12 protein-coding genes are annotated in these 12972 nt (G+C 70.8%); 9 read left to right on the plus strand and 3 right to left on the minus strand.

The window, feature by feature from the left end:
- The first annotated feature begins 1 nt into the window (after position 1).
- The gene (locus ACFV9G_RS24545) at positions 2 to 1774 is read left to right on the plus strand and encodes a hypothetical protein (protein ID WP_378730897.1); all 1773 of its coding nucleotides are present in this window, start codon (positions 2 to 4) and stop codon (positions 1772 to 1774) included.
- Here ACFV9G_RS24545 and ACFV9G_RS24550 read toward each other — a convergent pair.
- Positions 1758 to 2465 carry a hypothetical protein gene (locus ACFV9G_RS24550; RefSeq protein ID WP_378730899.1) on the minus strand — a complete coding sequence of 236 codons (708 nt, stop codon included), beginning with the start codon at positions 2463 to 2465 and terminating at the stop codon, positions 1758 to 1760. The genes ACFV9G_RS24545 and ACFV9G_RS24550 overlap by 17 nt on opposite strands.
- 173 nt (positions 2466 to 2638) lie before the next feature.
- Between ACFV9G_RS24550 and ACFV9G_RS24555 the strand changes: the two genes are divergently transcribed.
- Positions 2639 to 3430, plus strand: a complete 792-nt coding sequence (locus ACFV9G_RS24555; RefSeq protein WP_378730901.1) for a hypothetical protein — start codon at positions 2639 to 2641, stop codon at positions 3428 to 3430.
- Between the two features lie 6 nt (positions 3431 to 3436).
- Complete coding sequence (locus ACFV9G_RS24560) at positions 3437 to 4813, plus strand: O-antigen ligase family protein (protein WP_378730903.1); 1377 nt, start codon at positions 3437 to 3439, stop codon at positions 4811 to 4813.
- On the opposite strand, the gene ACFV9G_RS24565 is transcribed toward ACFV9G_RS24560, so the two are convergent.
- Positions 4748 to 6334: a DUF4082 domain-containing protein gene (locus ACFV9G_RS24565; RefSeq protein WP_378730905.1), complete on the minus strand. Its 1587-nt coding sequence runs from the start codon at positions 6332 to 6334 to the stop codon at positions 4748 to 4750. The two genes, ACFV9G_RS24560 and ACFV9G_RS24565, sit on opposite strands and share 66 nt — an antisense overlap.
- A gap of 208 nt (positions 6335 to 6542) precedes the next feature.
- Here ACFV9G_RS24565 and ACFV9G_RS24570 point away from each other — a divergent pair, with 208 nt between their 5' ends.
- Together ACFV9G_RS24570 and ACFV9G_RS24575 are read left to right on the plus strand one after the other, a co-directional pair.
- Complete coding sequence (locus tag ACFV9G_RS24570; protein ID WP_378730907.1) at positions 6543 to 7208, plus strand: hypothetical protein; 666 nt, start codon at positions 6543 to 6545, stop codon at positions 7206 to 7208.
- A complete protein-coding gene (locus tag ACFV9G_RS24575) occupies positions 7205 to 8776 on the plus strand; it encodes an acyl-CoA ligase (AMP-forming), exosortase A system-associated (RefSeq protein WP_378730909.1) in 1572 nt (523 codons plus the stop codon). Before ACFV9G_RS24570 ends, ACFV9G_RS24575 begins: the two co-directional genes overlap by 4 nt.
- Before the next feature lie 3 nt (positions 8777 to 8779).
- On the opposite strand, the gene ACFV9G_RS24580 is transcribed toward ACFV9G_RS24575, so the two are convergent.
- Positions 8780 to 9445, minus strand: coding sequence for a polysaccharide deacetylase family protein (locus ACFV9G_RS24580; RefSeq protein WP_378730911.1), 666 nt, complete (start codon positions 9443 to 9445; stop codon positions 8780 to 8782).
- A 122-nt stretch (positions 9446 to 9567) separates the two neighbouring features.
- Between ACFV9G_RS24580 and ACFV9G_RS24585 the strand changes: the two genes are divergently transcribed.
- Genes ACFV9G_RS24585 through ACFV9G_RS24600 form a run of 4 tightly spaced genes read left to right on the plus strand, consistent with a single transcriptional unit; the run spans position 9568 to position 12855 of the window.
- On the plus strand, positions 9568 to 10506 hold the full coding sequence (locus ACFV9G_RS24585) for a glycosyltransferase (protein WP_378730913.1): 939 nt from the start codon (positions 9568 to 9570) through the stop codon (positions 10504 to 10506).
- Positions 10503 to 11366 carry a hypothetical protein gene (locus ACFV9G_RS24590; protein WP_378730915.1) on the plus strand — a complete coding sequence of 288 codons (864 nt, stop codon included), beginning with the start codon at positions 10503 to 10505 and terminating at the stop codon, positions 11364 to 11366. Before ACFV9G_RS24585 ends, ACFV9G_RS24590 begins: the two co-directional genes overlap by 4 nt.
- A 1-nt stretch (position 11367) precedes the next feature.
- Positions 11368 to 12561 carry a pyridoxal-dependent decarboxylase, exosortase A system-associated gene (locus ACFV9G_RS24595; protein ID WP_378730917.1) on the plus strand — a complete coding sequence of 398 codons (1194 nt, stop codon included), beginning with the start codon at positions 11368 to 11370 and terminating at the stop codon, positions 12559 to 12561.
- 27 nt (positions 12562 to 12588) lie between these two features.
- Complete coding sequence (locus ACFV9G_RS24600; RefSeq protein ID WP_378730919.1) at positions 12589 to 12855, plus strand: acyl carrier protein; 267 nt, start codon at positions 12589 to 12591, stop codon at positions 12853 to 12855.
- The last annotated feature ends 117 nt before the right edge of the window (positions 12856 to 12972 follow it).

The raw sequence follows: 12972 nt of genomic DNA on the forward strand, positions 1-12972 counted from the left end.
CATGACGTCCTCACCGCCGGGTTTCGCGGCAGTCTCCGCAGCCGTCGGCCGGAGTGCGCCGGCCTTGGCGGCAGCGGTCACGACCGTCGCACCCGAGGCGGTCTGCGGCGGCACCCGGTTCGGGCTCCAGACCGCGGCATGGGGAGCGGACGAACCGCTGGCCGACGGCCGGACGCTGGTCCTCACCCGCGAGCTGAGGCGACGGAACCTGGGCGTCGACCCGGAGGACGTGGCCCGGATGCTCGCCGTCGGAGACCGGAAGGCGCTCGCGGAGATGCTGCCGACCTTCGGCGCCGTGCAGCAGGCGGGGAACGCCGTCACCGCCACGACCGACGCGCTCGGATTCCGTCATCTCTACTACCGCGTCGGCGACGACTGGGCGGCGGTCTCGACGTCGGCGCGCGTGCTGGCGGGACTGGCGCCGACGTCGCTGGACGACGGGGGTCTCGCCGTCCAGAGCCTGCTCGGTTGGCAGCTGCGGGGGCGCAGCCTGTTCGAGTCGGTGAGGAAGGTGCCCGCCGGCCGGTCGGTCGAGCTCCGCGACGGCCTGCTCCGCCTGGACGCCTTCACCGACGAGCCGGACGAGGAGCGCATCGGCCTCACCGAGGGGATCGCCTCGATGAGCAGCATGCTCCGCGGCTACCTGGACGCCTACCTCGACGACCACCCCGACGCGATCCTCCAGCTCACCGGCGGCCAGGACTCGCGCCTGCTCCTCTCCGCGATCGAGCCGCGGCGTCGCCGCGGGCTGAGGGTGGTGACCCTCGGGCGGCCCGACTCTCCTGACGTGCGGATCGCCGCAGGCTTGGCAGATCGCTACGGGATGAGGCACGAGATCATCGGCGTGGACGGCCTCGACACGCTCGACCCCGAGGAGGCGTACGCACGATGTACGGCGGCCGCCGGTGCGATCGAGCTCGGTGCGGACCCGCTGGCCTGGGCGGCCCTGGACTTCGCCGAGGCCCGGGCGATGCCGGGCCCGCGGATCTCCGGCCTCGGCGGAGAGGTGGCCCGGGGCTTCTACTACCTCGGCCGAGACGGTGACGGCCCGGTGACAGCGGCGCGGGCGCGGCGCCTCGCCGACTGGCGGATGTTCGTCAACGAGGCCGTCGAGTCCTCGGCACTCCGGCCCGCGTTCCGGGAGCGGGCGCGCGAGATCGCCCACGCCGAGGTCCTGGCCGCCCTTGCCGAGGGCGGGCACTCGTGGTTCGAGGCGACGGACGACCTCTACCTCGGCCAGCGGATGCAGCACTGGGCAGGAGCGACCGAGTCGCCGGTGAGCGCCCGCCGCCGGATCGTCAACCCGATGCTCGACGATCGCTGGATCGCGACCGTTCGAGCGCTTGCGCCCGCGGACAAGATGGGCTCCCGGTTCCTCGCCCGGCTCCAGGTCGAGCTCGATGTCGAGCTGGCCCGGCTACCGCTCGAGGGACGCCCCTCGCCGGCGACCTACGTCACGCCCGGATGGCGCAGCTCCTGGCGCCGAGGCGCGACGATCGTGACCAAGGCCGGTCGCAAGCTCGGCCAGCGAGTCCGGCGACGCGGTCGGCCACCTGTGGGCGGCGAGATCCTGGCCGATGCCGTGGTGACCTACTGGCGGGCCCACCCGGAGAGCGTCTCCGGCCTCGCGGAGACCGAGGTCGTCGAGCCGAGCTGGCTCGACGACGTCCTGGTGGGCAGGCACGAACCGGGGCCCGGCACCGTCGCGTTCCTGCTCAACCTCGCCCTCGCCTCCGACGCGGTGCGCCACTCCGGTGTCACCGCTGCGAGATGAGGTCCCGGTCGGGCCGGACGGTCGAACCGATGTGCTCGCGGGCGTGCGTCCGGCGCGCGGCGCGGGCGCGGGAGAGACGCTCGATCCAGATGACCGCGACCACGGTGAGCGATCCGCCCAGCAGCAGGAGCCCCGCCGCCGTACGCGACCGGCTGCCGCTGATCTCCTGGACGACCACGTCCTCCGGCGCCATCTCGGTGGACATCCGCGACGCCTTGCGGACACCCAGCTCGTCCTGTCGCCGGTCGAGGATGCCGTCGAGGTCCCGGGCGATCCGGGCCGCCTCCTCCTCGACCCGATCCGCGTCGGTGTTCACGACCTGCACGTCGATCACCGGGTTGTTGTAGATGGGGAGCCACTGGTTGCCGACGTTGCGCATCCGGACCCGCTCGCCCTGGTCGAGGCCCTCGCCGTAGAGGGTCGTCTCGGTGGTGCTCATGTTGAGCGGGTGACGGCCCTGGTTGTACTCCTCCACCAGCAGGCCCGCCATCGGAACCATGCCGTAGGGGTCCTCGCGGAGGGTGTTCGGGTTCACCGACTCCTTCGGTGGGAGCAGCACCACCTCGAACTGGGTGAAGTAGACCGGCGGCCGGTCGAGCAGCACCACGGCGCCGCCCAGCGTCAGCAGGGCGCAGACGACCACGACGTACCACCTGCGCAGCAGCAGGCCGACGAGTTCGAGGGCTGTCACAACCCTCACCCTGTGCGCGAGCGCCGACGGAGGACCGCGATCGGCCCGGTCGGTACCTCGTCTTGGGTATGACGTGGTGGGTGCGGCGCGGAGCAGGCCGGAGAACCTGACGATGGCTGTGCCCGGGCACGCGGATGCCTTCAGCCACTGTCTAGCGAAAGCGACCGGAACACATGGAACTCAGCGCGGTGTGGGGGGCCTTGGCGCGCCGCTGGTATCTCGTGATCGTCACCCTGGGGCTGACAGTCGTCGCCGTCGTGGTGATGATGGGGCGGGTGGGTCCCTCCTACACGGCCCAGGGGACCCTGCTCCTCTTCCCGCCCGACGGGACCACCAAAGCGGGGGAGAAGATCGAGGGCAACCCCTATCTCTCCCTGGGCGGGCTCAACCCGGCCCGCGACATCCTCATCCGCGCGATGACCTCGAAGACGGCTCGGGCCGAGCTCGAGGAGAGCCATCCGGACGTGAGCTATGAGATGTACGCCGACATGGCGGTGAGCGGGCCGATCGTCGTGGTCGATGTGACCGGCGCCAGCGAGGAGGACACGATCGGTGCTCTGAACGACCTGTTCGAGGCCGCGCCGGGGGTGCTCGTCGGCCTGCAGTCCGACCTGGGGATCAAGCGCCGTGAATACCTCTCCATCCAGACGCTCACCATCGACGAGACCGCGGAGAAGGTCACCAAGGACCAGCTCCGCGCCGGGATCGTCGGCGGTGCGGGCGTCTTGGTGGCCGGGCTCCTCGGCATCGGGCTGCTGGACGGGCTGCTGCTCTCGCGCGGCCGTGGCGGCAGACGCCGGGAGGAGGACGAGCCGCACGAAGCAGGTGACGTCGGCGAGGACCGCGCCGGCCCCAGAGCCGTCGAGCCCCTGGACTCGGACGGCTGGGTGAGGCCCCCGCCCCGGAACGGATTCGCCCAGGTCGTACCCAATGACGAGCAGTCGTCAGCGGTGCAACGCAGGTGAGGGACGATGCGGCCGGCCCCGCTCACCGGAGTGCGTAGTCCGGGCGAGCCGAAGGCAGGTGTGTCCCGGTCGATCGACGCAGCGGCCATCTTGACGGTCTACATCGTCGTGCTGCTCTCGATCCGGTCCGTGCTCGTCGTCCCGGCGCTGGGCACGGCCGGCGCGCCGGCGACGATCGTCGCGATCGGTGCGTTCCTGTGGTGGGCCTGGTACCACGTCCAGCGGGTCTATCGGATCGACGTGGGCGTCCAGCCGCTACGCATCGCGATCCTGGGGCTTCTCCTGGCGGTGATGGCGTCGTACGTGCTCGCGATGTCGGCGCCGATGCCCGGCAACGAGCTGACGCCCGCCGACAGCGGACTGCTCAGGATGATCGGGATGGCCGGCCTGGCCATGGTGGCGGCGGAGGGGATCTCGTCGCTCGACCGGCTGCACGCCGTGGTGCGCCGGCTGGTGATCGGGATCGGGTTGGTGGCGGTGCTGGGCCTGCTCCAGTTCGTGACCCGGCAGGCCCTGGTGGACCGGGTCAGCATCCCCGGACTCTCCGCTCGTGGCATCGAGATCGGCCTGTACGAACGCAGCGGCATGCCACGGCTCAGCGGGACCTCGACCCACCCGATCGAGTACGGCGTCATCTTGTCGATGGTGCTGCCGCTGGTGATCGTGTACGCCCTGCACGCACCCACCCGACGCTGGTTCTACCGCGCCGTGCTGGCCGTCGTCGCGATCGCGATCTTCATGGTGATCTCGCGCTCGGCGATTCTCTGCACCGCCGTCGCGATCCTGGTTCTCGCCCTCCGTTGGAGCTGGCGCATGCGCCTGGTCGCACTCGGTTGCCTGGCCGGGATCTCGGGCCTGGTCTATCTCCTGGTGCCGGGGATGCTCGGTGTCCTCACCGGGCTGTTCGTCGGCGCCGGCGACGACGCCAGCGTGGCGTCTCGCACGGACGCCTATGGGGTGGCGTTCCAGTTCATCGCGCGTGACCCCTGGCTGGGCCGCGGGCCCGGGACGTTCCTGCCGCAGTACTGGATCCTGGACAACCAGTACCTGGGCCACACGATCGAGACCGGACTGATCGGGATGGCTGCGCTGCTCGCGGTCATCCTCGTCGCGGCGTTCATGGCTCGCAGCGCTCGGGAGGCCGCGTCCACCGACTTCGACCGCGAGCTCGCGCAGGGGCTGCTCGCCGCCGTTCTCGCCGGTGCGACCGCGATGGCCTTCTACGACCTGTTCGCGTTCCCGCAGTCCTCCGGCTGCTTCTTCCTGGTGGTCGGGCTTGCCGGCGCCCTGCACCGTCTGGTCCGGCAGAAGCCGATGTCACCCGGGATTCACGACGCCGCCGTCCGACCAGACGTTGCCCTTCCAGACGTTCCCCGGCGCTGAGGAGTCGAAGGAGGCGATCGGGAACCAGTAGCCGCAGTTCGGCCGTGCCGCGGTGCGCTGGAACACGTTGTCGATGAAGCGGATGTGGTTGGTGCCGCCGTAGGCCTTGCCCGACGACGAGCCGCCGTAGGCACAGGTGCCGCCGGTGGTCACGAGGAACATGTTGCGCTCGATGAGGTTGTCCTCCACGGTGGCGAAGTCCCCGTACCCGGTCAGGCCTGCCGAGCAGCCGGCGTCGGGCGGGACGTCAGGTGCGTCGCAAGTGATCGTGTTGTGGCTGATCACACCCCCGGAACCCATCCGGATCCCGGACTCGTGGGCGACGCCGGTCAGGTCGGTGAACTGGCCGTGCACATAGGAGTCCCGCACGGTGCAGTCGCGCCAGCAGTTGATCGAGCGGTTGCCTCCGGTGACCTCCACCCGCAGGGCCGTGAAGCCGACGTTGCCGATGCCCGTCCCTCCTCGGTTGCCGATCCGGACCTCGCTGTCGACGATCGTGAACCCGAGCCCGTTGGACCCCTCGTCGTTGTAGACGGTCCCGTTGACCACCGAGTTGCGGATCGTGACGTCGGCCGCGCGTACGTTCAGCGTGCAGTTCACCGTCTTGCCGTCGATCACGGTGCCGGCCTTGGTGATGTTGCACGGGCCCGTGTACGGATCGAGCCGCACGCCCGCGGGCACCCCGGTGTTCGCCGCGTTCGGGAACCCGCCGGGTATCGAGGTCGGGGGCGTCGGGCCGCCGGTGACCTCCGGTGACGACGACCTCGGAGGCGGCGCTGTCGGGGTCGCAGGAGCTGATTTCGAAGGGGGCGAGCTCGGGGACGGGCTCGGTGAAGCGGTGGACGGACGGGCCGACGGGGAGGACGCCGAGGACGGGGACGACGACGGCGAGGGCGACCCGCCTGAGCCGGTCGGGCGCACCACGATGTCCACGGCGTAGCTGTTGGCCCCGAAGGTCTGGGTGGGGAAGGAGCCGGGCCGGTAGGAGTACACGCCGGCGTTGACCCCGGCGGTGATCGGTCCCCTGGAGACGGGCTTGTCGAAGAAGCTCTGGTCGGTGGAGTAGCGGCCCTTGGGTGCGGTGTAGGAGACGACGTAGTCGCGGCCGGGTCGCAGGACCACCGTGGGGTCGAACTCTGCGACCTGCAGGCCACGCCGCGGCTTGTCACCGAACCGTGCAGTGGCGAGCTGACGCCCCCGCCCGGACCACAGAGTGCCCGTGTGCGGCCCGGTGTTCGCCGAGCTCTTGTAGAACTGGACCGCGACCGCCTCGACGGGCTCGGTCACCTGGAAGCGCAGGCCCACCTCGACCGGCCGTCGATCCGGGTCGGTCACGATCGCCGGGACCGCGTCGTCGGGAAGCAGGCTGACCGTCTTCGCCTGGCTCTGCGAGATCGGCCAGATCGTCCAGGCGACGATCGCGACGACCGTGATCAGGGTGCTCCCGACCAGAAGGATCGGTCTTCGGGCATAGCCTCGAGAGCCTGTCGGACCGGATGTTCGACTTGCCGAGGTTTGCATGTGGTTGCACCATTCGGATGTAGGCAGCGCCGTTGCGATACCGACCCTGCACAGATGCGGAGGGTTCGGGCATCCTCCAGAATCGGTATCTCGCCCATGTTTCTCGCCGGCGGTCGCCAGCCCGGAGGCTGCGACCGCGTCTACCTGATACGGGGGATCCGCGTTCGGGGAGCCGCTCGCGGGGCTGTTGCGCCGGGACGATTGTCGGGTGAAGCTCGAGCTCCGATCCCGACTGGTGGACTCTCCCGCGTCCTTGGGCGCCACGCTTCGGCTGCGACGCTGGGAGAGGTTCACGTCGCTCTTCCCCGACATCGCCGACATGAAGGTGCTCGACGTCGGCGGCACCACCGAGTCCTGGCTGCGGGCACCGGTACGTCCTGCGCACGTCGTCGTGCTCAACCTCACCGAGCCAGGGGATGGTGAGGACGGCTGGTTGACACCGGTGGCCGGAGACGCCTGCGACGCGCGCAGCGCGTTGGAACACGCCGGGGCGCCGGTGGCGTACGACCTGGTGTTCTCCAACTCCCTGCTCGAGCACGTCGGAGGCCACGCCCAGCGGTCCAGGCTGGCCGAGCAGATCCGTCAGGCCGCGCCGCGGCACTGGGTCCAGACGCCCTACCGGTACTTCCCGATCGAGCCGCACTGGCTCTTCCCCGGGATGCAGTTCCTTCCGATGGCGCTCAGGGCCCGGGTCGCCGAGCGCTGGCCGCTGGTCCACACGCTTCCCGCATCACGGGCCGAGGCGATGGCCGATGTCCAGTGGACCGAGCTGGTCGGGAGGACCGAGATGCGCTCCTACTTCCCCGACTCCGAGGTCCTCAGCGAGCGGCTCCTCGGTCTGACCAAGTCGATGATCGCGGTGCGGACGCGATGAGGACGGTGCTCCACTCGCTGTTGCGCGAGCATGCCGAGTCGCGACCTGAGGCCCCTGCGCTCTCGTACAAGGGAACCACGCAGAGCTACTCCGAGGTTTGGGCCTCGGCGTGCGCGATCGCCGCCGGACTCGGCGACCTCGGCCTGGCTCGGGGGGACCGCTGCGCGATCTTCCTGGAGAAGCGACCCGAGACGGTCGCCTCGATCTTCGCGGCCACGGCGGCGGGCGGCGTCTTCGTGCCGGTCAATCCGCTGCTCAAGGCCGGCCAGGTCGCTCACATCCTCGACGACTGCTCGGTCAAGGTGCTCATCACCTCGAGAGAGCGGCTGGTCCTGCTCCGCGAGGAGCTGAAGCGGTGCGAGGCGCTCGAGCACATCGTCCTGGTCGGCGACAGGGTCCCTGATGAGGTCGGACTCGACATCGCGGTGCACGCCTGGGCCGACGTGTTCCCGGCCGGCGCCTCCGCGCCTGCCGACTCGACGATCGACCAGGACCTGGCCGCCATCCTCTACACCTCGGGCAGCACCGGGAAGCCGAAGGGCGTGGTGCTGAGCCACCGCAACCTCGTGGCCGGCGCCGAGAGCGTCAGCAGCTATCTCGGCAACGGGCCCGAGGACGTCATCCTCTCCGTGCTCCCGCTCAGCTTCGATGCCGGCCTCAGCCAGATCACCACCGCTTTCGCGGCCGGAGCACACGTGGTGCTGATGAACTATCTGCTGCCCGGCGAGGTTCCTGCCCTGTGCGCCGAGTACGGCGTGACGGGGCTGACCTGCGTACCGCCGCTGTGGCTGCAGCTGACCGGCGTCGAGTGGCCGCCGGAGGCGCGGGAGAGTCTGCGCTACTTCGCGAACACCGGGGGCCGGATGCCGCGGGCCACGCTGCAACGGCTCCGCGAGCACTTCCCGACGGCGCAGCCCTTCCTGATGTACGGACTGACCGAGTCGTTCCGCTCCACCTATCTCGACCCGGCCGAGGTCGACCGCCGGCCGGACTCCATCGGCAAGGCCATCCCCAACGCGGAGGTTCTCGTCGTACGCCCGGACGGCACGCCGTGCGAGCCCGGCGAGGAGGGCGAGCTGGTCCATCGCGGCGCACTGGTGGCCCAGGGCTACTGGGGCGACTCCGTGCGGACCGCCGAACGGTTCCGGCCGCTGCCGCGGGAGCAGGCCTCGTGGCGTACGCCCGAGCTGTGCGTGTGGTCCGGGGACCGGGTCGTGGCGGACGAGGAGGGTTTCCTCTACTTCGTCGGGCGCCTGGACGACATGATCAAGACCTCCGGCTACCGGGTCAGCCCGACCGAGATCGAGGAGGTCGCCTACGACACCGGCTTGGTCCGCGACGCGGTGGCGCTCGGCCTGCCCGACGACCGGCTCGGACAGCGGATCGTGCTGCTGGTGACGCCTCCTGCGGGAGAGGCGGAGATCGAGGCCGACCGGCTGCTGACCGCGCTGCGCCGTGCGATGCCGCCCTACATGGTGCCCTCGACCATCGACGTACGCCCCGAGCTTCCGCGCTCCCCGAACGGCAAGTTCGACCGCGTCCTGATTCTCGATGTCCTGACGTCGTGAACGTCAGCGCAGCCGCTTGACCAGGCCTGCCGCCTGGCGTTCCACCCTCTTGGCGATGCCCTGCCCGTTCAGGATCTGGCTGCGTACGCTGGCCCCGTCGTCGTCCGCGGTGACGCTGAACCTCGGCTGCAGCCAGGCGCCGGCCACCGCGTGAGCACGGTCGCTGGAGTAGACGTGCTCATAGCCCAAGTGGCGCAGGTGGCGCAGCGTGGTGCGGTCGTAGCGGCCGAGCGGGAGCGCCGCCTCGTCCACCGTCTCGCCGGCCGCCATGGTGATCTGCTCGCGGGCCTGGATCAGCTCGCGGCGTACGCCCGCGGAGTCGAGGCCGCGCCAGCTGACGTGGTCCATGCCGTGGGTGCCGATCCGCATGCCCGCCACCCGGAGGAGCCGGATGTCGAGGCGGTCGACGCTTCCCGGCTTCCCCAGGCGTCCCGCGAGCACGAAGAAGGTCGCGCTCAGGCCGCGGGCCAGCAGGCCCGGCAACCCGAACGCGACGTCGGAGTGGTTGCCGTCGTCGAAGCTGATGCGCACCTCGGGGCGGCCGGCGACGGCATCGAGGATGTCCTCGTAGGCGTCCTGGCTGATCCAGTAGCGGTCCTCACCCGGCTCCAGCTCGCGCTCGGGCACGCCGATGCCGTGGAAGCAGATGTTGGTCACGTGGGCGGGCATGTTCTCCACGCTAGGGATCCGGAGGCCGTGTCCGGCGCACCTTTGCGAAGGCCTACCTCATACGGGGGATCTGCGGTCGGGAGGCGGGTCCGGCGGGGGTGGACGCGGCTGAGACTCATGACGTGTCGCTCCCGATCCGAACCATCGCAGTCGTGGTGGTGACCTACAACAGCGCTGACCTGCTGGCCGATCTCGTCGGCTCTCTGCCGGGTGGGCTCGCCGGCCTCGGGTGGCGGTTGGTGGTCGCCGACAACGCCTCCGCCGACGACACCGTCGCGACCGCGCGCCGCATCGCGCCGGACGCGACCGTCGTCGAGACCGGTCGCAACGGCGGCTACGCCGCCGGGATCAACGCGGGTGTCGCGGCGGCCTTCGCCGCGGATCCGGACGTCGACGCGGTGCTGGTCCTGAACCCGGACGTACGCCTCGAGCCGGACTGTGTCGCGGCGCTCGCGCGCGAGCTCGTGCCCGGGGTCGGCGTGGCCGTGCCCCGGCTGGTCGACGCCGAGGGCCGGCTGATCGAGTCGATGCGTGGCGCCCCGAGCCTGGTGCGGGCCTTCGCAGACGCCGTGGTCGGCGCCAACCGCGCCGGCCGCGTCCGGTGGGCGGGGGAGGTCGTGGTCGACCCGGCCGAGTACGACCGCGGCCAGGACACCGACTGGGCCGAGGGGTCGACGCAGCTGATCAGCGCTGAGTGCTGGCGCGCGTGCGGCTCCTGGGACGAGTCCTACTTCCTCTACTCGGAGGAGACCGAGTTCCACCTGCGCGCTCGCGACCGGGGCTTCCGGGTGCGGTTCGTGCCCGCCGCGCGCGCCGTGCACCTCGGTGGCGAGTCCACCACCTCACCGGGCCTGTGGGCACTCCTGGTCGCCAACCGGGTGCGGCTCTTCACGGTTCGCCGCGGGCGGGTCCAGGGGGCCGCGTACTGGCTGATGGTGCTGGCCCGCGAGTGCAGCCGGGCGCTGCTGGGGAAGCAGACGTCGCGACGTGCCGTACGCACCCTGGTCAGCCCTCGCCGGATGAGCGCCCCGCGTGGGCCGGAGTGGGTGGCGAGCGCATGAAGGCCGTGCTCGCCCCGATCACCGCCGACGACCTCCCGGCCGTCTCGACGTTCCTGCACGAGCAGCTGAACCCGCGGGTGCAGGAGCTGGAGTGGACCCAGGCGCTGCGGGTGCCCTGGGACGTACCCCAGCCCAACCACGGGTTCTTCCTCGCCGAGGGGGAGCGGGTGGTCGGGGCCTACCTCGCCTACTACTCCGATCGGAGGGTCGGCGCGGAGACGCTCCAGGTCTGCAACCTGGGCGCCTGGTGCGTGCTCGACAGCCACCGTCATCAGGGGTTGCGGCTGCTGACCACGCTGCTCAAGCAGCCCGGCTACGAGTTCACCGACTTCTCGCCCTCGGGCAACGTGATCGCGCTCAACAGGAAGCTCAAGTTCACGGACCTGGACACGACCACCTCGCTGGTGCCGGCCGTGTCGCCCGGCGCGTTGCCGAGGCGGCGCGGGGTGCGGGTGAGCAGTCGTCCCGACGTACTGGACTCGGTGCTGCAGGGCGAGGAGCGGGACCTCTATGCCGACCACCGTGCCGCGGCGGCGGCCCGGCACGTGGTGCTGAGCACGGGGTCCGAGCACTGCTACGTCGTGGCCCGCAAGGACACCCGCAAGGGCGTACGCGCCTTCGCCTCGGTCCTCTACGCGAGCAACCCGGGGCTGCTCCGGCGGCACGCGCCGCGGCTGGCCTCGCACCTGCTGACCCAGCACGGCGCCGCGGCGACCCTGGTCGAGAACCGGGTCGCGGGCGGGGCGCCGAGCGGTTCCTACCGGCTCTCGCGGTCGCGGCCGAAGATGGTGCGCAGCGACGCCCTCGACCCCGCGCGGGTCGACTACCTGTACAGCGAGCTGACATGTCTGGAGTGGTGAGATGACGTACGCCGGCGGGCCGACGGTCGCAGGACTGGCCGTCTCGAGGTTGGCCGAGCGGGTCGGCTCGACCCCGTTCTTCGCCTACGACCGGGCCGCGATCGACGCCCGGGTCGCCTCGCTGCGGTCCGCGCTTCCCGATGACGTGCACCTGAGCTATGCGGTCAAGGCCAACCCGATGCCCGCGGTGGTGCAGCACCTGGCCCGCACCGTCGACGCGCTCGACGTCGCCTCGGGGGCCGAGATGCGGGTGGCGCTCGACACCGGAATCGATCCGGGCGCGGTGAGCTTCGCGGGGCCGGGGAAGTCGGTCGGCGAGCTGTCCCAGGCCGTCGCGGCCGGGGTGCTCGTCGAGATCGAGTCGCCGCTGGAGGCCGATCGCCTGGTCGAGGCCGCCGAACGGCTCGGGATCCGGCCGCGGGTCGCGGTGCGGGTCAACCCGGACTTCGAGGTCAAGGGCTCCGGGATGCGGATGGGCGGCGGCGCCCAGCAGTTCGGGGTCGACGCCGAGACGGTGCCGCTGCTGCTCAAGACGCTGCACGACCGCGACGTCGAGGTGGCCGGGTTCCACGTCTTCTCGGGCTCCCAGAACCTGCACGCGTCGATCCTGGCGGAGGCTCAGGAGCGCACCGTCGACCTCGTCCTGCGGCTGTCCGGTGATCTCGCGGAGCCGATGACCTACCTCAACATCGGCGGCGGCTTCGGCATCCCCTACTACACCCAGGACCAGCCTCTCGACCTCCCGCTGGTCGGCTCGCGGCTCGAGGAGCTGCTCGCCACCCGCGTACGTCCCGCGCTGCCGTCCGCGCAGGTCGTCATCGAGCTCGGCCGCTATCTCGTCGGCGAGGCCGGGGTCTATGTGACCAGGGTCGTCGACCGCAAGATCTCGCGTGGCAAGACCTTCCTGATCGTCGATGGGGGCATGCACCACCAGCTCGCCGCCTCGGGCAACTTCGGCCAGGTCATCCGCCGCAACTACCCGATCTCCGTCGCGGCCGCTGAGGCGGGCGAGGAGGAGAGCGTGCAGGTCGTCGGCTGCCTGTGCACGCCCCTGGACCTGCTCGGCGACAAGGTCAGCCTGCCGCGCGCCGAGGTAGGCGATCTGGTCGTGGTGCACCAGGCCGGGGCGTACGGCCTCACCGCCAGTCCGACCGCCTTCCTGAGCCACCCCGTACCGCTCGAAGTTCTCGTCTGAAACCCAATCTCCAACCCAAGGAGTCCCATGACCATCGACACGACCGACGCGACCCTCGTCAGCGTCGCCGAGGCGATCACCGAGGTGATCGGCCCCGACCACAGCGCCGGCACCCTAGCCGCGGACACCCTGCTCTTCGGCTCCCTGCCCGAGCTCGACTCGCTCGCCCTCGTCGAGCTGATCACGGTCCTGGAGGACCGCTTCGCCTTCGAGATGGACGAGGACGACATCAACGCCGACGTCTTCGAGTCCGTCGGGTCCCTGGCCGAGCATGTGCGCGGGCAACTGAGCTGACCGCTGATCGAGACCTCCCGTCGGTCGAGCCGTTCACCCCGTCCCGCTGGTCGAGCCGCGAGGCCGCCTGCGGCCGAGCGTGTCGAGACCAACACGGTCCCCTCCGCGCTCCATGAG

The sequence above is a fragment of the Nocardioides sp. NPDC059952 genome, assembly GCF_042730435.1.
Taxonomy (GTDB): Bacteria; Actinomycetota; Actinomycetes; order Propionibacteriales; family Nocardioidaceae; genus Nocardioides.